Source organism: Nocardia yamanashiensis (assembly GCF_021183565.1).
Lineage (GTDB): Bacteria > Actinomycetota > Actinomycetes > Mycobacteriales > Mycobacteriaceae > Nocardia > Nocardia yamanashiensis.
The window spans coordinates 7,298,504-7,319,364 of the sequence record NZ_CP089226.1; the positions used below are offsets into that span (position 1 = coordinate 7,298,504).

Below are 20,861 nucleotides of genomic sequence, written 5' to 3' on the forward strand. Positions count from 1 at the left end.
CGTCGTTCGTGCGTGTGTTTGGTGGGGGATTTTTGCGAATGCGTTTGCTTGCCGTCGTCTCCGGATTATTGGGCCTGTTGCTCGCCGTGCTGGTGCCGTTGCTGCCGGTGCGGCAGGACCGGGCGAGTCTGGACTGGCCGCAGGCGCAATCGCTGCAGGTGACCGCGCCACTGGTGGACTATGTACCGCTCGATGTGGATGTGAGTGTGCCGTGCACGGCCATTCGGGAATTGCCGAGCGGGACGGTGCTTTCCACCATTCCGGCCGAGGCGCCGGGCGGGCAGGCCAAAGGACTGCTGGTTCGCGTCGAGGATGTGCCGGGGAACGGACGCACGCTGTCGGTGCTGGTCCGCAATATCCCGCTGCTGACGGCGCCGATCTCGCAATTCGCCGGGGCCGGAACCAACTCCGAGGGCGGGGGCTCCGGGGCCGGGGTCGCGCCGAGTTCGGGCGCGGGGACGCTGCCCGGGGCGGCCACCGCACCGGATGCCGGATTGCAGACCGTGCCCGGGCCGGGTGCCGGGACGGGATTGCGACCGGCGGGACAGCCGGAAGGCAGTGGACCGCCGCCCGGTATGGCGCCGCCGCCCGGCAGCACCCCGCCGCCGGGTAGCACGCCGCCGCCCGGCAGCACCCCGCCGCCGGGGAGCACCCCTCCGCCCGGCAGTACGCCGCCATCCGGCATGCAGCCGCCGCCCGGGAGCACTCCACCCACCGGAACCGTTCCGCCCGGCAATGCCCTGAACTCGGGAGCCACCCCGTCGCCGGGTGCGTCCGCTGCACCCAGCGGGTCCGCCGCCCCGAGCGCCGGTGCGCAATCGGGCGCCGGTGCGACCAAGCGGGACAACACATCCGGTGCTTGCGCGCTCACCGTGCGGTCCAACTACACCGAAACAGTCGCCGAACTGACCGGCGTGAAGAAGCCGGACGGTTCGGCCTACCGCGGATCGGTCGATCGTGACATCCGACCGCAGATCGTCGGCGTCTACACCGATCTCGACCAGACCAGACTCGGCGACGCCCGCCTGCACGCCTCGGTGGATTCGCGATTCTCCTCCAGCCCGAGCGCGCTGAAGCTCGCGGCGATCGTGGGCGCGGTGCTGTTCACGCTGCTGTCGCTGGTCTGCCTCTACTTCATCGACGCCGCCGACGGTCGCCGCACGCGGCGTTTCCTGCCCGCCCGCTGGTGGCGGGTCACCCCGGCCGATGCCGTGGTCGCCGGAACCCTGGCGCTGTGGCATGTGATCGGCGCCAACACTTCCGACGACGGCTACATCCTCACCATGGCGCGCGCCTCGCGGGAAGCGGGCTACACCGCCAACTACTACCGCTGGTTCGGGGTGGCGGAAGCGCCGGTCGGCTGGCCGTACGAGATCCTCGCGCAGATGACCCGGGTCAGCGACGCGAGTCTCTGGATGCGGCTGCCGTCCCTGCTCACCGGCATTCTCTGCTGGTGGGTGATCAGCCGGGAAGTACTGCCGCGCTTGGGTGCGAGGGTGCGCGGCAGTCTCTCCGCGCGCTGGACGGCCGCTCTGGTGTTCCTCGCGTTCTGGCTGCCCTTCAACAATGGCCTCCGTCCCGAACCGCTCATCGCGCTCGGCGCGCTGCTCACCTGGTGTTCCATGGAACGGGCCATCGCCACCCGGCGCTTGTTGCCCGCCGCCGTGGCGATCCTGATCGCGGCCTTCTCACTCGGTGCGGGCCCGTCCGGATTGATCTGCCTGGCAGCGCTTTTCGCGGGCGCACGCCAGGTCATCCAGATCCTGATCACCCGCGTTCGCGCCGATGCCGGCGCGTCCGGCGAGACCTGGAAGACGCTGCTCGGCTACGCCTCCCGCCTCGCGCCCATGCTCGCCGCGGGCACGCTGGTGCTCGTGGTGACGTTCGCGGACCACGGCCTGGCCGCGATCCGGGAATCCGCGCGTGTGCGAACGGCGGTGGGGCCCAACAAGTCCTGGTTCGAGGAGTACACGCGCTGGCAGACCCTGCTGTCGCTGAACCCCGATGGTTCGCTGACGCGGCGCTTCGGCGTGCTCGCCATGGTGTTGTGCCTGGGTGTGTGCGTACTCGTCGCGCTGCGTAAGGGCGGTCGGATCCCGGACACCGCACGCGGACCGGTGGCGCGCGTACTCGCGATCGTCTTCATGTCGATGCTGCTGATGATGTTCACCCCGACCAAGTGGACCCACCACTTCGGCGTGTACGCCGGACTGGCGGCGGCGCTCGCAGCGGTGACCACGGTCATATTGGGCCGCAACGGTATTCGCACCCGCTACTACCGTTCCCTCTTCGCGGCAGCAGTCTTGTTCGTACTGGCGATCTGCACCACCGGTTCCAACGGCTGGTGGTACGTGTCCGCCTACGGCGTCTGGTCCCCGAAGGACGCACCGGAGATCGCCGGTATCGGCGTAGCCTCGCTCCTCCTGGTCGGCGTAGTGCTGTGCCTCATCGCGGCGGCCTGGCAATACTTCCGCGAGCCGTACCGGACCCCCGGCAACGAAGTCGGCGCAAGACCCCTCGGCCGCATAGTGATCCGCCCCCTGACCGTGGCAGCGGCCGTCCTGGTGGTCTTCGAGGTGGTCTCCTTCGCCTCCGCCGCCTACGCCCAGTACCCGGCCTACTCGGTGGCGCTCGCGAATCTGCGCACCCTCCAGGGCAAGTCGTGCTCGCTAGCCGATGACGTTCTCGTGGAACGCAATACCTCCGATTCCCTCCTGACCCCCTACACCGGATCGGCAGCCGACGGCCTAGCCGCCGAAAACACCGGCTTCACCCCCAACGGCGTCGGCGACCTGAAGCCCGACGGCCCCAGCGGCCAGAACGCCCCCGACTCCGGCAGCGGCGGCCCGCCCGATTCCGGTTCCGGCGGTGAAGGCGGCGGCCAAGGCCCCGCAGGCGGTGGCCAGGGCGGCCAAGGAAACGGCTCTCAGGGCGGCGGCCAGGGCAATGGCGGTGGCTCCGGGAACGGCCAGGGCAATGCCGGGCAGGGCGGTGGAAGCCAGGGCAGTGGGAGCGGCCAGGGCGGTCGCGGCGGCCCAGGTAATGGTGGTGGCTCCGGTCCTAACGGGGCCGGTCCGGGCGGGGGCGCGCCTGCTGCGCCCGGGATCAACGGCAGTACGGTGATGTTGCCGTTCGATCTGGAATCGTCGCGCACGCCGGCGCTGGGCAGCTACGCGACCGGCGGTCAGCAGACGGCGGCACACCTCGCTACGCAGTGGTACAAGCTGGATCTGGCTGCGGCGCAGCAGGATCCGGCGTATCGCGTGCTGGTGCTCACCGTGGCGGGCCGGATCGGCGCGGGGGAGAATGGGCAAGCGCCCGGTGCTCGCCTGCGGTTGGAGTTCGCGCAGCGCGCCGACGACGGTAGCTTCCGGCAGCTCGGCGAGTTGACTCCGCCGACCGTCGGCGGTGCGCCTACCTGGCGCAATCTGCCGGTGGCGTTGGACCGGATTCCCGCGCAGACCAATGCGATTCGATTGGTCGCCGACACCGATGCCGGTGACCCGACCGGTAAGCAGTGGATCGCCGTCACGCCGCCGCGGCTGCCCAGGCTGGGCACGCTGAACGACGTCGTTGGCGACAAGGACCCGGTGATCACGGATTTCCATGTGGGACTGGCGTTCCCGTGCCAGCACCCGTTCGACACCCGCGACGGCGTGGTGGTCCAGTTGCCGAAGTGGCGAATTCTCCCCGACAAGCTGAATGCCGCGGTCTCCCAGACCTGGCAGGGCGATACCGGCGGCGGCCCGCTGGGCTGGGCGAACCTGCTGGTTCGCACGCGCTCGATCCCGACCTACCTGGACAACGATTGGACCCGCGACTGGGGTGAGCTGCAAGTCCTCACCCCGTATGTCCGCACCTCGCCCGCCGTCATCGGCGTACAGGTCGAAAACCGCTGGGGCTGGGAGAAAGACGCGCCGATCAAGACCAAGTAGAGCGGGCGGCTCCGGCTGCCTCCGGGCCAGGCAGCACCCCGGCCCCATCGGTACTCCAGCCGCGGCGGCACCCCCGCCCCGGTGGTGCTCCGGCCTGGTGGTGCTCCGGCCTGGTGGTGCTCCGGCCTGGTGGTGCTCCGGCCCTGGTGGTGCTCCGGCCTGGTGGTGCTCCGGCCTGGTGGTGCTCCGGCCCTGGTGGTGCTCCGGCCCTGGTGGTGCTCCGGCCCTGGTGGTGCTCCGGCCGGGCGGTAGTCAGGCCCCGGCAGCAGCACCCCTGGGCCCGGCATCCCCTCGCCGGATAGGGGCCTCACCGCCTAGACGCGAAGGATCCGCCCCCTCCCAGCCGGGAGGGGGCGGATCCTTGTATTCGCTTGTCGCAGTAGGCGTCTACCGCATCAGTTCTGCGGAGCCGGCGCCCCGCCACCCGCACCCTGCATCCCGGGCTGTCCGTCCGCCGGCGGCGGAGGCTGCGCGCCCGCGGGGAGCGGCTTGCCGATGTACTTGGCGATATCCGGCATCAGGCGGTTCGCCATCTGCTCCCAGGTGCCCCAGTTGTGGATGCCGTACTCGGGGAAGTCGTAGGTGACCTTGTCGTATCCGAGCCCGTTGAGCTTGGTCTGGAACGCCTTGGTATTGGCCAGGGCGATCGCTTCCAGCGGCATGCCGAGCGTGATGGCGTCCGTCGAAGTCAGATCCTGGCTGGCCGGCATCGCACTGCCGTTGGCGATGTAGAGCTGGGTCCCGTTGGCGATCAGCTGCGGCAGGAACTGGTAGGGATCCATGCGGTTCCACTTGTCGCTGCCCGCCGCGGTCATGCAGTCGATGTTGTATCCACCGGCCGCGAACATGGCCAGCCGCAACGCTTCTCGCATCCCGGGCGCCGACATGTACAGGTACCCGGACAGCGATCCGGCGTACACGAACTGGTCCGGGTGATAGGCCGCCATCATGAGCGCCGCACCGCCGCCCATGGAGAGCCCGAACACGCCGTTGCGAGAGTCGCTGAAGCCCAGCTTGTTTCGCAGCGCGTTCTTCAGATCCTGGGTCAGATAGGTCTCCCAGGCGTAGGTGCTGGTCTTGCCCATGGTTTCGGAGAAGCCGTCGATGGCCGAACCGGAGGGCAGCCCGGTCTGCTCGATGTTGTATCCCGCGAAACTGCTCGGCGCGTCCCAGTCCACATAGAAGCTGGACATGCCGCCGACCGGCATCACCACATTGATATTGAACTTGGTGAGCGCCGCCGGAATGGAGGTGTGCTCTTCCCACCCGTTGAGCGAGCTTTCGGCGCGTTCCCCGTCGAGCAGGTAGACGACCCGGTCGGTATTGCCATCGGCCGCGCGGAAGATGCGGTTCTTGACCGACCCCATGCTGGAATCTACATAGAAGTCGAATCCGGACGAGTCGTAGGACGCCGCCGCGGGTCCGGCCACTACCGCCGACGCCCCGAACGGCAGCAGGGCGGCGACAGCGGTTCCCACCATCGTGCGCTTGAGCCATCCACCCCGGGATCTGTGACGGCGCTCCGGCGCCCTTCGCACAGCCATGCCTCGCATATTTGGTTTTGGCCTTTCCCTTGTGCGCGACCGCACCGGGCCGCTTCCCCTCGATATCGCCGCAGTCGATCACGCGCGGCAGTGCCGTCGCAGCATATCGCGCCTCGGAAGCGGGGTCTCACCGAATCGTCGATAGCTGTTGTGCATCAATGGGGTTGGCGAAACGTCGAAGCAGCGGGTCACCGCGATGGCGGCCCGCTGCTTCGAATCGCGCTGCGAAGGTCAGGAAACGACCGGCAGGTACACCTGGTTGCCGGTGGAGGCGAACTCGGCGGACTTCTCGGCCATGCCGGCTTCGATGGCCGCCACATCGGTGAGGCCCTGCTTCTCCGCGTACTCGCGCACATCGGCGGAAATGCGCATGGAGCAGAACTTCGGACCGCACATGGAGCAGAAGTGCGCGGTCTTGGCGGGCTCCGCGGGCAGCGTCTCGTCGTGGTACTCGCGCGCCGTATCCGGGTCGAGGGACAGCGCGAACTGGTCCTTCCAGCGGAATTCGAAACGCGCCTTGGACAGTTCGTTATCCCGCTCCTGCGCGCGCGGGTGCTGCTTGGCCAGGTCGGCGGCGTGCGCGGCGATCTTGTAGGTGATCACGCCGACCTTCACGTCGTCCCGGTTGGGCAGGCCCAGGTGCTCCTTGGGCGTCACGTAGCAGAGCATGGCCGTGCCCGCCTGCGCGATGATGGCCGCGCCGATGGCCGAGGTGATGTGGTCGTAGGCGGGCGCGATATCGGTGGCCAGCGGGCCGAGCGTGTAGAAGGGGGCCTCCTCGCAGAGCTCCTCCTCCAGCTTCACGTTCTCGACGATCTTGTGCATGGGCACGTGGCCCGGACCCTCGATCATCACCTGCACGCCATAGGATTTCGCGATCGTGGTGAGCTCGCCGAGGGTGCGGAGTTCCGCGAACTGCGCCTCGTCATTGGCATCGGCGATGGAACCCGGGCGCAGGCCGTCACCGAGCGAGAAGGTGATGTCGTACTTCGCCAGGATCTCGCACAGTTCCCGGAAGTTGGTGTACAGGAACGATTCCTGATGATGCGCCAGGCACCACGCCGCCATGATCGACCCGCCGCGCGAGACGATGCCGGTGACGCGCTTGGCGGTGAGCGGGATGTAGCGCAGCAGCACGCCCGCGTGCACGGTCATGTAGTCCACGCCCTGCTCGGCCTGCTCGATCACGGTGTCGCGGTAGATCTCCCAGGTCAGCTTGGTGGGATCGCCGTTCACCTTCTCCAGGGCCTGGTAGATCGGCACGGTGCCGACCGGGACCGGGGAATTGCGCAGAATCCACTCGCGGGTCTCGTGAATGTTCTTGCCGGTGGACAGGTCCATGATGGTGTCGGCGCCCCAGCGGGTGGCCCACACCATCTTCTCCACCTCCTCGGCGATGGAGGAGGAGACGGCGGAGTTGCCGATATTGGCGTTGATCTTCACCGCGAACTTCTTGCCGATGATCATCGGCTCGCATTCGGGGTGATTGTGGTTGGCGGGGATCACCGCGCGGCCGGCGGCGACCTCTTCGCGCACCAGCTCGGCGGGCATGTCCTCGCGGGCGGCGATGTAGCGCATCTCGGGCGTGACGATGCCCAGCCGCGCCCAGGCGAGCTGGGTGCGCGGGCCCTCGACCGCGGGCTTGGTCCAGGAATCGCGCAGCTTCGGCAGCCCGGCTTCCAGGTCGATGACGGCATTGTCGTCGGTGTACGGACCGGAGGTGTCGTACACGTCGAAGTGATCGCCGTTGGTGAGATTGATGCGCCGCACCGGGATTCGCAGGGTCGTGCCGTCGGCTTCGACCTGCTCGTAGTGCTTGACGCTGCCCTCGATGGGACCCGTAGTCACTGTGTCCACGGGGGCTTTGGACCCGTTTCCGGACACGACAGAACCAGATGACATATGAATCCTCCCTACGCCGGCATTACCCGGTCAGGTTCATACGGTCGACGGCCCGCTAGCCGTCCTCTCAGCCCGCTGGTGCGAGCCCCCGTTGGAGCGAAATGATTGCGACCCGACCATACCCAACCCCTTCGGCGCGCCGGAACCGAATGCCCAGGCATATACGATTCCCGCGCTGCGGGCGTGGGATGAGGGTGTGGGGGCTAAGCCCCCAAACCCCCTTAGCGGGGGCAAGCCCCCACACCCCCGCGTGCTGGGCAAGCCCCCGCACCCCCGCCTGCTGGGCAAGCCCCCGCACCCCCGCGTGCTGGGCAAGCCCCCGCACCCCCGCGTACTGGGCAAGCCACCGTGCCCCGAAATGCAGCCTCCGCGTTCGTACGCGGAGGTTGCTCGGTACTTCCTTGTGCCTTACCGCTCCTGGGGGCCGATCGGCCAACCTAGTGCGCCGAAGGCGGCGTTGAGTTCGATTTCGGTCATGGTCGCGAGGGCGTCGAGGCTGGCGATCATGGTGATTACGTTGTCGGTGCGGCAGCCGGTGGGGGTGGGGGCGCCGGGGGTGAGGCGGGCTTTGATCCAGTTGAAGGCGTCTGCCATGCCGAGGGTGGTGAGGGTGAGGTGTTCGCTGAGGTGGTCGCGTTTGTAGTAGACGGAGGTGCCGCCTTCGCACCATTGCCGGACCATGCGGTCGTTGGTGTACCAAGGGACGGCTTCGTCGAAGACGCCCTGGTAGACCATGGTGGGGGCGGTGGGCGGGTTGCTGCCGAGGACGGTGGAGTCGAAGACTTCCTTGATCTCGGGGAGGGCCAGGTAGTCGGCGATGGGGATGGTGAGCATGCGCTGGTAGTCGGTGAACATGAGGTTCAGGACGTTGCGGACCAGGCATTGGTTGGCGGTGCGGTCCATGACCGCTCGGCCTTCCGCCGTCAGGTAGCGGTCGGTGGTTTCGGCGAACTCGGGGTACGCGTTGCGGAGCGAGGCGATGCCGACGCCGATCAGGCTGGCGAACATCGAACCGTTCACGTGCAGCAGCGATTCCACGTCCGAGACGGGCGCGCCCATGGCGATGCCCTGCACGTTCAGTTCGGGCGCGTACGTCGGCTGCATTTCCGCCGCCCATCCGCTGCCCATGCCGCCGCCGGAGTAACCCCACAGGGCGACAGGGGTATTCGCGCCGTCCAAGCCCAGCGGCTGGAACGCCTCGGCCGCGCGAATGCTGTCCAGAATCATGTAGCCGGGCTCCTTCGCCACGGCCAGATGCCCGTAAAGCCCTTCGTAATCAGGCACATTGATCGCATAACCCTGGCTGATGGACGCCGCCAGCTCGAGATACTCGACCGTGGAGTGAATGCCTTCCAGCGCCGGCAATCCGCCGCCCTGCTGCAGCACGTACGAGGGCGCGCAGTTCGGCGAGGTGCTGTCGTAGAAGAACTGATGCGACACCAGCGGCCGGCTGCGAGAAGTGTTGGCCCCCTGCGGAACCGCCACCGTGGTCGCCGCGACCGTCGGCTGCCCGAACAGATCGGTGGTGCGATACAACAACTGCCAGGACCGCACATGCACCGGCAGCACCGTGAGCACGGCCAATTGCACTTCCCGCGATCGCAGAATCGTGCCCGGCGCGGTCGATTCGAACCCGTCCGGCGCTTGATAGAACCCATCCACGTTCAGCGGTAGCGGTTCCGCCCCCGCCGGTGTCGCGCCGGTCCCCACCAGCACCGCACCGGCGGCGGTCAGTGCCGTGGCGAGCGCGGCCGCGGTCAACCGCCGCCACCCCCGCCGTCGGCGATCCCCATTGATAGCCACGTCTGTTCCCTTCCTCATCGACGTGACAGCGATTACAACACGGCGTCCACTTGTCAACAAGATGTCTTTCTGAAACATGCTTGGCTATCGTTTAGGCATGTCCCGCAGCATTCCCGCCGCGGCGCCCGACCGGACCCCCGTGCGGCGCCGCATCCGCGGCCTCGACGCCGACGAGCGCAGCGCCCAGCGCCGCCGTCAACTCCTCGCCGCCGCCACCGAACTGTTTGCCCGGCAAAGCTATTCGGGCACGTCCATCGAACAGATCTGCCAGCAGGCGTACGTCGGCACCAAAGGCTTCTACGATCACTTCGACAGCAAGGAAGCGTGCTACACGGCCCTGCTGGAACAGATCACCGCGCAGATCCAGCAACGCGTCGGAGAGGTGGCGGCCGAGACCGCGGAGCAGGACTGGTCCGACCGCGCCCGCGCCATCCTGTCGGCCTTCGTGCACGCCATCGTCGACGATCCACGCCTGGCCAAGGTCACCTTCGGCGAGGCGGGCGGCATCTCACCCGCCGTCGAAGCCCAGCGCCGCAGTAATCGCCGCTGGTCCGCCGCCTTCCTGAATCAGCAATGGCCCCGGGTGGATTCGCTCGACGAGCGCCAGAGCCTGGCGCTGGCGCTCGCGGTGATCGGCGGCATGTTCGAACTCGTCGCCGACTGGCTGCACCACCACGACGACGGCGAAGCCCCCGACACGGTGGAAACCCTGATCGAGGACCTGGCTCGTTTCGTCGGCGTCGTCAATGCGGGACGAGCTGCGGCGCAGTAGTTTTCGCTTCCGCCGGGGCCTCTTCCAGTCCGATCCGCTTGTGCAGGGCGGCAAGGGGTTTCGGGGCCCACCAGTTGCCGGTGGACATCAGGCGCATCAGGGCCGGGGCGAGCAGGCCGCGGATGATGGTGGCGTCGGAGACTACCGCCAGGGCGAGGCCGATGCCGAAGAGCTTCATGGGGGCTACGTGGGAAGTCGCCACGGCGAGCAGTACCACGGCCATCAAACCCGCTGCGGCGGTGAAGATCCGGCCGGTGCGGGCCACGCCCAGGGCGACGGAGGTGGTGTTGGCTTCGCGGCTGCGGTCCGAGGCCAGCCATTCCTCGCGGATGCGGGAGAGCAGGAAGACCTCGTAGTCCATGGACATGCCGAAGGCCAGGCAGAACATCAGGATCGGCATGAACAGGTCGATGCTGTTGGTGGGGGTGAAGCCGAGCAGACCGGACAGGTGGCCCTGTTCGAAGATCCAGATCATCGCGCCGAAAGTGGCGGTGAGCGAGAGCATGTTCAGGATGAGCGCCTTCACCGGGAGCACCACGCTGCCGGTGAACAGGAACAGCAGGATCAGGGTGATGACCGCGATCAGCGCGCCCGCCACCGGAAGCCGTGAGATCACCGAGTCCATGGTGTCCTCGTTGAGCGCCGCCGCGCCGCCGAACAGGGTGTCGCCGGGGGCGGGCACCGCGCGCAGGGCCGCCAGCTGCTGTTTGCCTTCTTCGGCGTAGGGGGCGACGTGCACGCCCACCGAGAGGTAGGCCCCGTCCGCGCCCGCCATCTGCGGGATGCCGGCGGCGAGCTTGGCCGCCTTCACCGAACCGTCCGCGGCGGTCACCGGGCCGTACACGCCGTCGGCGGACAGCACGCCGGTCACGCCGGGCACCTCGGCCAGTTTCGTCGCGTACGCCCCGAGTTCGCCGGGCGCACCGTGGAATCCGGGGAGCGCGATCACCGCGCTGGACGCCATATCGGCATTGAAATCCGCGCGCAGGGCATCGCCGACCTGGCGGGCCGAGGCGAACTCGCCGATCACGCGATCGTCGGGGGTGCCGAAATGCGCGGACAGGAACGGGGTTCCGAGCAGCAGCAGGATGGCCGTCGCGCCGATGGCGACCGGCGCGGGCCGCCGCATGACCGCGGTGACGAGGCGATACCAGCCGCTGTCCTCCGGACGCGTCACCGGCTTCTCGGGACGGCCGAGCAGGCGGCGCAAGGGTTTCCGCAGATCCCAGGCATTCACGCGATCGCCGAGCAGCGTGAGCGCGGCGGGCAGCAGCAGCACCGAAGCGCCCACGGCCGCGGCGACCACCGCCACACCCGCATAGGCGAAGGATTTGAAGAACGGCTGCGGGAACACGGCCAGCGCGGCGAGGGCCAGCGCCACGGTCAGGCCGGAGAACACCACCGTTCGCCCGGCCGTCTGCACCGAACGCAGGATGGCGGCGCGCGGATCGCGTCCGGCCGCGAGCTCTTCGCGATACCGGCTCACGATGAACAGGCTGTAGTCGATCGCCAATGCCAGGCCCAGCGCGCTGGTCATATTGAGCGCGAAGATCGACACATCCATGACCATGGTGAGCAGCCGCAGAATGCCGAGCGTGGCCGCGATGGCGAACAGGCCGACGCCCAGCGGCAGCGCCGCCGCGACCACGCTGCCGAACACCAGCACCAGCAGCAGACCCGACACCGGAATCGCGATGGCCTCGGCCAGGATCAGGTCCTTCTCGACCTGATGATTGATATTGGCGAAGGTGCCGGCCATGCCGCCGACCCGTACTTCGACGCCGCCGCGATCGCCGTTGAGGTCGTCGCTCAAGGTGTTCGCGAGGTTCTGCACCTCGGTATCGCTGCCGGTGATGGTGGCCATGATGAGGCCGCGCTTGCCGTCCTTGCTCTTCAGCGCGGCGGCCAGGTCGGGACGCTGGGCGGCGGTGGTCCAATACGACTGCACGCCGGTGATGCCGGCGGATGCGCTCAATTCGTCGGTGATGCGCTGGGCTTCGTCGCGCACGGGCTGACTGCCCACGCCGCCGTCGCCGGAGACCATGACGATGAGATTCGGATTGCCGCCGGGGAAGTGGTCTTCGATGAAATCGTTGGCCTGCACCGATTCCAGTTCATCGGTGAGGTAGCCGCCGCCGACCATGTGCGACTTCGCCGTCGCGCCGAAGCCGCCGCAAATGATCATCAGCAATAGCGCGGCCACCAGGACGGCACGCGGGCGCGTCATGGCGAACCGGGCAAGTCTGGTCAGCATCGACGCATACCTCCGAAGTCTGTTGCTTCGGAACGGTAGCGTTCCTGATCTGCCGGGCACGATGGACCGTGACCATGGTCATGTCCATTGCCTTCGGCTATGAAAGAGCAAACGGGCCGCCGAGGCGCGGGCCGCGGCGGCCCGGAATGCGCGGGAGAGGTTCCGAGCCGACCCGGAACGCGAAGCGGGGCCGCGGCTTCGGTGGGACCGAGAGATTGGCGGAACCCCGGACTTCGGTGGAGGGCTTGCCGCTTCGGGGTGTCAGGCTATGCGGCCGCGGACTTCGCCGAGGGTGAGGCGGCCGCCGCCGATTGCCGGGGCGGAGGCGGTGATCACTACTTCGTCGCCGTCTTCGAGGAAGGTGCGTTTCACGCCGTTCAGGTCGAAGGGTTCGGTGCCGCCCCAGCTCAATTCCATGAAGGAGCCGCGCTGGTCGCGTTCGGGGCCGGAGACGGTTCCGGAGGCGAACAGGTCGCCGGTGCGGGTGGAGGCTCCGTTGACGGTCATGTGCGCCAGCATCTGCGCGGGCGACCAGTACATGCGGTTGTAGGGCGGGGACGTCACCGGTTGGCCGTTCCACTCCACGCCGAGCTGGATATCCAATCCCCAATCACCGTCCCGGAGATACGGCAGCGGCTCCGGGTCCTGCGCCGGCAGCGGAATTCGCGCTTCGGCCAAGGCATCCAGCGGCGTCACCCAGGCCGACAGGGAGGTAGCGAAGGACTTGCCGAGGAACGGTCCGAGCGGCTGCGCCTCCCAGCCCTGGATATCGCGCGCCGACCAGTCGTTGACCAGCGCGACGCCGAACGCATGCGCGTCGAAGTCCGCGGCGGCCACCGGCGTGCCCATGGCCGAGCCCGCGCCGACCACGAAACCCAGCTCCGCCTCGATGTCCAGCCGCCGCGTCGGCCCGAAATCCGGTGCGCCGGAATCGGTTTTGAGCTGGCCGGACGGGCGGGTGATCTCGGTGCCGGACACCACCACCGTGCCGGACCGCCCGTGATACCCGATCGGCAGATGCCGCCAATTCGGCAGCAGCGGTTCGCCGTCCGGCCGGAAGATGCGGCCCAGCGCGGTGGCGTGGTCCAGGCTGGCGTAGAAGTCCACGTAATCGGCGATCTCCACCGGCAGATCCAGTTGTACCGCGTGCACCGAATGCACGGCGGCGGCGGGCAATTCCGCGTCCGCGAAGGCCCGCACCCGTTCCCGCACCTCACGCCAGCACTGCGGCCCCTGCGTCATGAAGGCGTTCAGGCTCGGCTGCGCGAACATCGGATCGTCCAGCGCCACAGCCAGATCGATGACGGCATCGCCCAGTCGCGCGCCCACCCGGGGCTGCCCGCCGAGCGGGCGGAACACGCCGTAGGGGAGATGCGTCGGGCCGAATCCGGAATCCGCGGGGACTTCGATCCGTACTCGACTGTTCATGCACCCGTCCTCATATCCACTCGGTGGGACCGCGTCCCGACCAGGTCCAGGCATAACCGGTGTCCTCGCAGGCCAGCGCGCCCTCACCCAATTGCAGCGGGTGGAAGGTGTCGACCATAACGGCGAGTTCGTCGAAGAATTCGAGACCGATGCTGCGCTCGTACGCGCCGGGCTGCGGACCGTGGGCGTAGCCGCCGGGATGAATCGACACCGAGCCCTGGCCGATGCCGGATCCCTTGCGCGCCTCGTAGTTTCCGCCGCAATAGAACATGATCTCGTCGGAGTCCACATTGGAGTGGTAGTAGGGCACCGGGATGGACAGCGGGTGATAGTCCACCTTGCGCGGCACGAAATTGCACACCACGAAGTTGTTGCCCTCGAACGCCTGATGCGCGGGCGGCGGCTGATGCACGCGGCCGGTGATGGGTTCGAAGTCGGCGATATCGAATGTGAACGGGTACAGACAGCCATCCCAGCCCACCGCGTCGAACGGGTGGGTGGCGTAAACCAGTCTGGTGCCGACGATTTCACCGGCGGGCCGGTGTTTGACCAGTACTTCCACATCGGTGCCGGTGGCCAGCAGGGGTTCGGCCGGACCGTGCAGGTCCCGCTCGCAGTACGGGGAGTGCTCCAGCAGCTGGCCGTATTTGGAGAGATAGCGTTTGGGCGGCGTGATATGCCCGGAACCCTCGATCACATAGGCGCGCAACGGCTCCGGACCGGCGGGCAGCCAGCGGTGCGTGGTGGCGCGCGGTAGCAGCACCTGATGGCCCTGATGCATGTCGAGCGCGCCGAAGACCGTCTCCACCCGGCCGGACCCGGACTCGATGTAGACCAGTTCGTCGCCGATGGCATTGCGGTACAACGGCGATTCGCGCAGCGCGGCCACATAGGAGATGCGCACGTCGGAGTTCCCGAGCAGCAGCCGGCGGCCGGTCACCACGTCGGCGATGGTCGGCAGTTCGCCCTGGAACAGTTCGTGCAGCTTCAGATGCCGGTGCCGCAGTGGGTGATTCGGCGTCAGCTGCTGTGACGGCAGCGCCCACACCGACGAATCCACAATGGCCGGAGGCAGACCCCGGTGATAGAGCAGGGAGGAGTCGCCGGAAAAGCCCTCTTCTCCCATCAGCTCTTCGTAATAGAGCTGTCCGTGCTCATCACGATGCTGCGTGTGCCGTTTGGGCGGCACGGATCCCACCTGTCGATAGAACGTCATCGCCGGTCTCCCGTTGACTGATGATCCCTATCCCATCGTAACCATCCGATTGCCGGAGGAACTCCTTTCCAGCCCTTTACATTCGTCCCCGCCGCGGGAACCGCGGCGGGGACGAGAGCCGCGAGAGGTGCGAGTAGCTCAGGCGTGGCGGAGTGCGCGGTAGACGGCCGCGCCGACGAATTCGCCCAAAGTGTCCGGAGTCCAGTCGCCGGGATCGTTCAGCAGGGTGCGGACCGCGCCCTCACCGGCCGATACCCATAGCTCCACCAGAGCCGGCAGTTTGCGTTCGGCGTCCTCAGTGCCCCACGCCTTCAAGGTCGGGCGCAGGCGGCGGGTGCAGCGTTCGACGGCCAGCTTGCGGCCCTTGCCGAACGAATCCTGCACGGCCGGATCGGGATTGCCGTAGAGCAGTCGCCAGGTGTCGGGTCGGGCCGTGGTGGCGTGCAGCAGGGCACGGAAACCCTCGACGAAGACCTCTTCGTCAGCTTCCACGCGGCGACGGGGAAGGGCATCCAGCACGCCGCTGACCAGGTAGTCCTCTTCGCGGCGGATCAGGGCCTCGAGCAGCTCCACGCGATCGGCGAAACAGGCGTACACGACCGGGCGGGTGACCTTCATGCGATCAGCGACCGCCGCGATGGTGACCGCCGCGATGCCGTCCTCGACGGCGATCTGCAAAGCCGTGTCCAAAACCTGCGGGCGACGCCGCTCCGGCCCCAGATGCCGCGCGCGCTGGCGGGGTCGTACTGCCGAATCGGTGCCCATGCGCACCGACGATAGCAGCGCCGGGAAAGAACGGACGGGCAGGTCGGAGGTTGTAACAAGATCATTTCCTGCGGGTGTGTAGGAAAATGCTACGCTGCCGTATGAATTGCCCGGATGGAGGAAGACGGACCCCATGAGCGAGACCTTGTTCAATCCGAAGACGTGTGAGTTCTCGGAGTTCGACGCGGAGACGCGGCGGCTGCTGCGCGCCACCGTCGACTACTTCGAAGCGTTCGGCAAGGTGCGGTTGCTCGCCGACAGCCGGGACCGGGTCTGGTACTCCGACTTCCTGGATTTCGTGAAGCGGGAGCGGGTTTTCGCGACGTTTCTGACCCCGACCGCCCAGGCCAACGGTGATCCGAACAAGCGCTGGGACACCGCGCGCATCGCCATGATGAGCAAGATCCTCGGCTTCTACGGCATGCAGTACTGGTATGTCTGGCAGGTCACCATCCTGGGCCTCGGGCCGATCTGGCAGTCCGCCAACCAGGAAGCCAAGGCGCGTGCCGCCGGGCATCTGGAATCCGGCGAGATCTTCGCCTTCGGCCTGTCCGAGAAGGACCACGGCGCGGACATCTACTCCACCGACATGGTGCTCGAGCCCAAGGCGCGCGGCGGCTTCACCGCCACCGGCGGCAAGCACTACATCGGCAATGGCAATGACGCCGCCATGGTCTCGGTCTTCGGCCGCCGTGCCGACAAGCCGATCATCGACTCCTCGGACTTCCTGCGGAAGATGACCGACGAGGAGTACTCCGGCTACCTGTTCTTCGCCGCCGATTCCCGGCACAAGAACTACAAGCTGCGCAAGAACGTCGTCGACTCCCAGATGTACGTCGCCGCTTTCGATCTCGACAAATACCCGGTCGCCGAATCCGACATCCTGCACACCGGGCGCGCCGCCTTCGACGCCGCCATGAACACGGTGAACGTCGGCAAGTTCAATCTCGGCTTCGGCGCGGTCGGCGCGTGCGAGCACGCCATGTTCGAGGCCGTCACGCACGCGGAGAACCGAATCCTCTTCGGGCACAATGTGACCGAGTTCCCGCAAGTGCGGCAGCTGCTCGCCGACAGCTTCGCGCGGCTGATCGGCATGAAGCTCTACAGTGAGCGGGCCATCGACTACATGCGGTCGGCGCACGATGACGACCGGCGCTACCTGCTGTTCAACGCCATCGAGAAGATGTCGGTCACCCGGCACGGGCAAAAGCTGTACGAGGACCTGGCCGACGTCATCGCGGCGCGCGGGTTCGAGAACGACATGTACTTCCCGATGGCCATGGTCGGCATGTTCGGCCTGCCGCGCCTCGAGGGCACCGTGCACGTGAACATGGCGCTGTCGCTGAAGTTCATGCCCAACTACATGTTCCATCCCGCCGACGCGGGCCTGGCGGCGCTGAGCTACCTGCCCGGCGCGGGCGTCGCACCCAGGTCCGCGGTCAATGCCGTGTCCAAGGCGCTGAGCTGGACCAGCCGCCGCGCCGCCGGACCGGTCGGCAAGGCCGTGCCCAAGCTGAAGGCCGAATTCGCCCGTGCCGCACACGCTCCCGTGCGCACCCGCCGCGATGCCGCCGACGACGAATTCCTGTTCCGGCAGGGGCCGAGCAGCGGGCTGGGCAAGATCCGGTTCGCCGATTGGCGGCCGGTGTTCGAGCGGTTCGCGCACATCCCGAACGTGGCGGTGTTCCTGGAACAGGCTCTCGCGCTGCAAACCCTGCTCGCCGCGGCCACCCCGACCGCCGAACAGCAGCAGGACGTGGACTTCCTGTTCGGCCTCGGGGAACTGTTCACCACGCTGCCCTACGCGCAGTTGATCCTGGAGCAGGCGGAGATCGCCGGCGCCGACGAAGCGGTGCTGGATCAGCTCTTCGACCTGTTCGTGCGCGAGTTCTCCAAGCACGCGCTGACCCTGCACGCCAAGCCCACCGCGACCAAGGCGCAGCAGACCCGCGCCCTCGATCTGGTGCGCCGGCCGGTCGCCGACCGCGCCCGCTTCGACAAGGTAACGGCGCAGGTCAGGGCCCTCGCGGGCCAGTACGTCATGAACTCCTGACCCCTCCGTATCGCGGCGCGTCGTCCGGCGCGCCGCAATGCTACAGTCGCGAATGAAACCGGCGAATCGTTCGGACTGGACAACTGATTTGGTGAGGCCCGGGGTAACTCCCCGGGTACGCCCGAAATCGTTTCGGCACCCAGCCGCCGGCACGGGTGTGTGACATCGACGGCTCCCAGCCGTCCGCTGAAGACGCGGGGAGGCGGGGGAGTTACTGCAAAGGAGCAGCACGATGACGACAGCGACCTCGCGTCCGCAATTCGACGCACCCGCACGCACCATCCGGGAAATCGATTACGGCTTCTTCGGGCCGGATTCACCCACCTGGAAGGTCTGGACCGCGCCCACCGCATTGATCGGTTTCCAGCGCGCGGTCACCCTCGAGCATTTCGATCCGGACCTGACCGCCGCGGTCGCCGACGTGGGCGGCATCTACAGCGATCCCAAGGGCCGGCTCGACCACACCTTCGCCTATTTCCTGATCGCCGCCGTCGCGGACAGCCGCATGGCCGTCGAGGCGTCCGAGCACCTCATGCAGGTGCACGCCAAGGCCACCGGCATCGAGCCGATCAGCGGAAAGCGTTACAGCGCAAACAATCCCGACTCGCAGCTGTGGATCCACGTCACCGGCTGGCATTCGGTGCTCAAGTGCTACGAGATGTACGGGCCCGGCAAGCTGAGCCCGGCCGAGGAGAAGCAGTACTGGGCCGACTGCGTGACCGCCGCCGAACTGCAGACCTGCAAGCCGGCCGATGTGCCGACCTCGCGGGAGGAAGTGCGGCAGTACTTCGCGGACGTGCGGCCGCGGCTGTGCACCTCAGAGCGGGCGCATCGGGGCATGCACTATCTGCTGTTCACGCCGCGCGACAAGGGATTCCGGCTGTGGGCCGGTAGCCGGCTGGTGGCTCCGGCCGCCATCGCGACGCTGCCGAAGTGGATGCGCGAGACCGGCGGGTTCGAGCAGCCGCGGGCGCTGTCGGCCGCCTATCGTCCGGCCATGCGGCTGGCCACCAAGGCGCTGCACAACGATCAGCTGCTGTTGCAGGTCGCGCGGAACGCCGTCGGACCCATGACGGGACGGTTGCTGGCCGAGCACCTGAAGGCGGGCGTGCCGGTGAATCCGGTGACGATCTCCCCTGCGGAGGCCAAGAAACTGTACGGTCGCGCAGCCCGTTCGGCGGGGTGACCGTTTCGCGACCTCCGGGATTACGCCTGGTCGTAGGGAGCTTTCGGTGCTAAGCGAGTTCCCTACGGTTGCGTAACTCGCCCACGTTACGGCAGCCTTCGCTTGATCATCAAGACTTTCGTCGAGGAGGCCCATTCCCGTGTCCCACTACAAAGCGAACCTGCGTGACATCGAGTTCAACTTGTTCGAAGTTTTGGGAATCGGCGAGCTGCTGGATACGGACGCCTACGGCGACCTGGACAGCGAGACCGCCCGCGACATGCTCACCGAGGCAAAGCGTCTGGCGGAGGGCCCGATCGCGGAGTCCTTCGTCGAGGCCGACCGCCACCCGGTCGAGTTCATTCCGGACCAGCACACCATCACGGTCCCCGAAGGCCTGAAGAAGACGGTCGCGGCCGTCAACGAGGCCGGTTACTCGGGGCTCGGCATGTCCGAGGACATGGGCGGCGTGCCCGCGCCGAACGCGCTCATCTGGGGCATCCAGGAAATGATCGTGGCGGCCAACAACTCGGCGAGCTTCTTCAATATGGGCCCGCTCATGCACAAGGTCATCTTCGACGAGGGCACCGAGCAGCAGAAGAAGTGGGCGGCCTACGCCTGGGAGAACCGCTGGGGCGGCACCATGGTGCTGACCGAGCCGGACGCCGGTTCCGATGTCGGCATGGGCCGCACCAAGGCCATCCAGCAGGCCGACGGCACCTGGCACATCGAGGGCGTCAAGCGCTTCATCTCCGGCGGCGACGTCGGTGACACCGCCGACAACATCTTCCACCTGGTGCTGGCCCGCCCCGAGGGCGCGGGACCGGGCACCAAGGGGCTGTCGCTGTTCATCGTGCCGCGCTTCCACTTCGATCCCGAGACCATGGCCATCGGCGACAAGAACGGCGCGCTGGTCACCGGCGTCGAGCACAAGATGGGCATCAAGTCCTCGCCCACCTGTGAGATCACCTTCGGCGGCGACATCCCCGCCGTCGGATACCTGGTCGGTGACAAGCACAATGGCATCGCGCAGATGTTCAAGGTCATCGAGAACGCGCGGATGATGGTGGGCACCAAGGCCACCGGCGCGCTGTCTACCGGGTACCTGAACGCCCTGGAGTACGCCAAGCAGCGTGTGCAGGGCGCGGACCTGACCCAGATGACCGACAAGGCCGCGCCGCGCGTGACCATCACCCACCATCCGGATGTGCGTCGCTCGCTCGCCACCCAGAAGGGTTACGCCGAGGGGCTGCGCGCGCTGTACATGTACTGCGCCTCCTACCAGAACGCCGATGTGGCCGCGGCCAACTACGGTGTCGACGCCGAGCTGGCGGAGAAGGTCAACGACCTGCTGCTGCCGATCGTCAAGGGCTGCGGTTCGGATCGCGCGTACGAGAGCCTGACCGAATCGCTGCAGACCCTGGGCGGCTCGGGCTACCTGCAGGACTACCCGATCGAGCAGTACATCCGCGACTGCAAGATCGACTCGCTGTACGAGGGCACCACCGCCATCCAGGCGCAGGACTTCTTCTTCCGCAAGATCATTCGCGACAAGGGCGTGGCGCTGGCGCACGTCGCGGGTCTGGTGCAGAAGTTCGTGGACTCCGGGCCGGACCAGTTCAAGGTCGAGCGCGGACTGCTCGGCGCGGCGCTGGCCGACGTGCAGGCCATGGCGGCGGCGCTGACCGGATACCTGATGGCGTCGCAGCAGAACGTCGACGAGCTCTACAAGGTCGGCCTGGGTTCGGTCCGATTCCTGTACGCCACCGGCGATCTCATCATCGCGTGGCGGTTGCTGGAGCACGCCGTCATCGCGCAGGCGGCGCTGGACGCCGGCGCCGACGCCAAGGACGTCAACTTCTACACCGGCAAGGTGGCGGTGGCTTCCTGGTTCGCCAAGAACAAGCTGCCGCTCATCGCGGGCGTCCGCACTGTGGTCGAGAGCCTCGACAACGACATCATGAAGCTCGACGAAGCGGCCTTCTGACGAACCTCGCTTCGATCTCCCGGCCCCGCACCTTCGG

The 20,861-nt window shown here is 67.4% G+C and carries 12 protein-coding genes and 1 riboswitch; of the genes, 5 read left to right on the forward strand and 7 right to left on the reverse strand.

The genetic code is table 11. The features are described from left to right. Positions 1-38: 38 nt before the first annotated feature. Entirely contained in the window at positions 39-3,935 is a 3,897-nt protein-coding gene (locus LTV02_RS33590) for an arabinosyltransferase domain-containing protein (RefSeq protein ID WP_233035638.1), read from the forward strand. 395 nt (positions 3,936-4,330) lie between these two features. On the opposite strand, the gene LTV02_RS33595 is transcribed toward LTV02_RS33590, so the two are convergent. From LTV02_RS33595 to LTV02_RS33605, 3 genes are all read right to left on the reverse strand, one after another. After that, positions 4,331-5,416, reverse strand: a complete 1,086-nt coding sequence (locus LTV02_RS33595) for an alpha/beta hydrolase (RefSeq protein WP_233035639.1) — start codon at positions 5,414-5,416, stop codon at positions 4,331-4,333. A 294-nt stretch (positions 5,417-5,710) separates the two neighbouring features. Beyond that, a complete protein-coding gene (gene thiC, locus LTV02_RS33600; RefSeq protein ID WP_233035640.1) occupies positions 5,711-7,381 on the reverse strand; it encodes a phosphomethylpyrimidine synthase ThiC in 1,671 nt (556 codons plus the stop codon). Then, positions 7,373-7,484, reverse strand: a riboswitch (TPP riboswitch). Its footprint overlaps the gene before it by 9 nt. A gap of 305 nt (positions 7,485-7,789) precedes the next feature. Then, on the reverse strand, positions 7,790-9,184 hold the full coding sequence (locus LTV02_RS33605) for a lipase family protein (RefSeq protein WP_233035641.1): 1,395 nt from the start codon (positions 9,182-9,184) through the stop codon (positions 7,790-7,792). A gap of 97 nt (positions 9,185-9,281) precedes the next feature. Here LTV02_RS33605 and LTV02_RS33610 point away from each other — a divergent pair, with 97 nt between their 5' ends. Next, positions 9,282-9,956 (forward strand): TetR/AcrR family transcriptional regulator, encoded by a 675-nt coding sequence (locus LTV02_RS33610; RefSeq protein WP_233035642.1) that lies wholly within the window; start codon positions 9,282-9,284, stop codon positions 9,954-9,956. Here LTV02_RS33610 and LTV02_RS33615 read toward each other — a convergent pair. From LTV02_RS33615 to LTV02_RS33630, 4 genes are all read right to left on the reverse strand, one after another. Next, positions 9,928-12,210: an MMPL family transporter gene (locus LTV02_RS33615; protein ID WP_233035643.1), complete on the reverse strand. Its 2,283-nt coding sequence runs from the start codon at positions 12,208-12,210 to the stop codon at positions 9,928-9,930. The two genes, LTV02_RS33610 and LTV02_RS33615, sit on opposite strands and share 29 nt — an antisense overlap. A gap of 261 nt (positions 12,211-12,471) precedes the next feature. After that, on the reverse strand, positions 12,472-13,638 hold the full coding sequence (gene fahA / locus LTV02_RS33620) for a fumarylacetoacetase (RefSeq protein WP_233035644.1): 1,167 nt from the start codon (positions 13,636-13,638) through the stop codon (positions 12,472-12,474). A 10-nt stretch (positions 13,639-13,648) separates the two neighbouring features. Then, entirely contained in the window at positions 13,649-14,854 is a 1,206-nt protein-coding gene (locus tag LTV02_RS33625) for a homogentisate 1,2-dioxygenase (RefSeq protein WP_233035645.1), read from the reverse strand. Positions 14,855-14,992: 138 nt separating this feature from the next. Then, positions 14,993-15,619, reverse strand: a complete 627-nt coding sequence (locus LTV02_RS33630; RefSeq protein WP_233035646.1) for a TetR/AcrR family transcriptional regulator — start codon at positions 15,617-15,619, stop codon at positions 14,993-14,995. Positions 15,620-15,752: 133 nt separating this feature from the next. Here LTV02_RS33630 and LTV02_RS33635 point away from each other — a divergent pair, with 133 nt between their 5' ends. From LTV02_RS33635 to LTV02_RS33645, 3 genes are all read left to right on the forward strand, one after another. Next, a complete protein-coding gene (locus LTV02_RS33635) occupies positions 15,753-17,672 on the forward strand; it encodes an acyl-CoA dehydrogenase family protein (RefSeq protein WP_233035647.1) in 1,920 nt (639 codons plus the stop codon). A 232-nt stretch (positions 17,673-17,904) separates the two neighbouring features. After that, positions 17,905-18,858: an oxygenase MpaB family protein gene (locus LTV02_RS33640; protein WP_233035648.1), complete on the forward strand. Its 954-nt coding sequence runs from the start codon at positions 17,905-17,907 to the stop codon at positions 18,856-18,858. Positions 18,859-18,997: 139 nt separating this feature from the next. Continuing rightward, complete coding sequence (locus tag LTV02_RS33645; protein ID WP_233035649.1) at positions 18,998-20,824, forward strand: acyl-CoA dehydrogenase; 1,827 nt, start codon at positions 18,998-19,000, stop codon at positions 20,822-20,824. Positions 20,825-20,861: the final 37 nt, after the last annotated feature.

What these genes read in the sequence shown, in the direction of transcription:
- LTV02_RS33590 (WP_233035638.1), top strand. Translation starts at nt 39, where the DNA reads ATGCGTTTGCTTGCCGTCGTCTCCGGATTATTGGGCCTGTTGCTCGCC.
- LTV02_RS33595 (WP_233035639.1), bottom strand. Translation starts at nt 5,416, where the DNA reads ATGGTGGGAACCGCTGTCGCCGCCCTGCTGCCGTTCGGGGCGTCGGCG.
- thiC (WP_233035640.1), bottom strand. Translation starts at nt 7,381, where the DNA reads ATGTCATCTGGTTCTGTCGTGTCCGGAAACGGGTCCAAAGCCCCCGTG.
- LTV02_RS33610 (WP_233035642.1), top strand. Translation starts at nt 9,282, where the DNA reads ATGTCCCGCAGCATTCCCGCCGCGGCGCCCGACCGGACCCCCGTGCGG.
- LTV02_RS33615 (WP_233035643.1), bottom strand. Translation starts at nt 12,210, where the DNA reads ATGCTGACCAGACTTGCCCGGTTCGCCATGACGCGCCCGCGTGCCGTC.
- fahA (WP_233035644.1), bottom strand. Translation starts at nt 13,638, where the DNA reads ATGAACAGTCGAGTACGGATCGAAGTCCCCGCGGATTCCGGATTCGGC.
- LTV02_RS33625 (WP_233035645.1), bottom strand. Translation starts at nt 14,854, where the DNA reads ATGACGTTCTATCGACAGGTGGGATCCGTGCCGCCCAAACGGCACACG.
- LTV02_RS33630 (WP_233035646.1), bottom strand. Translation starts at nt 15,619, where the DNA reads ATGGGCACCGATTCGGCAGTACGACCCCGCCAGCGCGCGCGGCATCTG.
- LTV02_RS33635 (WP_233035647.1), top strand. Translation starts at nt 15,753, where the DNA reads ATGAGCGAGACCTTGTTCAATCCGAAGACGTGTGAGTTCTCGGAGTTC.
- LTV02_RS33640 (WP_233035648.1), top strand. Translation starts at nt 17,905, where the DNA reads ATGACGACAGCGACCTCGCGTCCGCAATTCGACGCACCCGCACGCACC.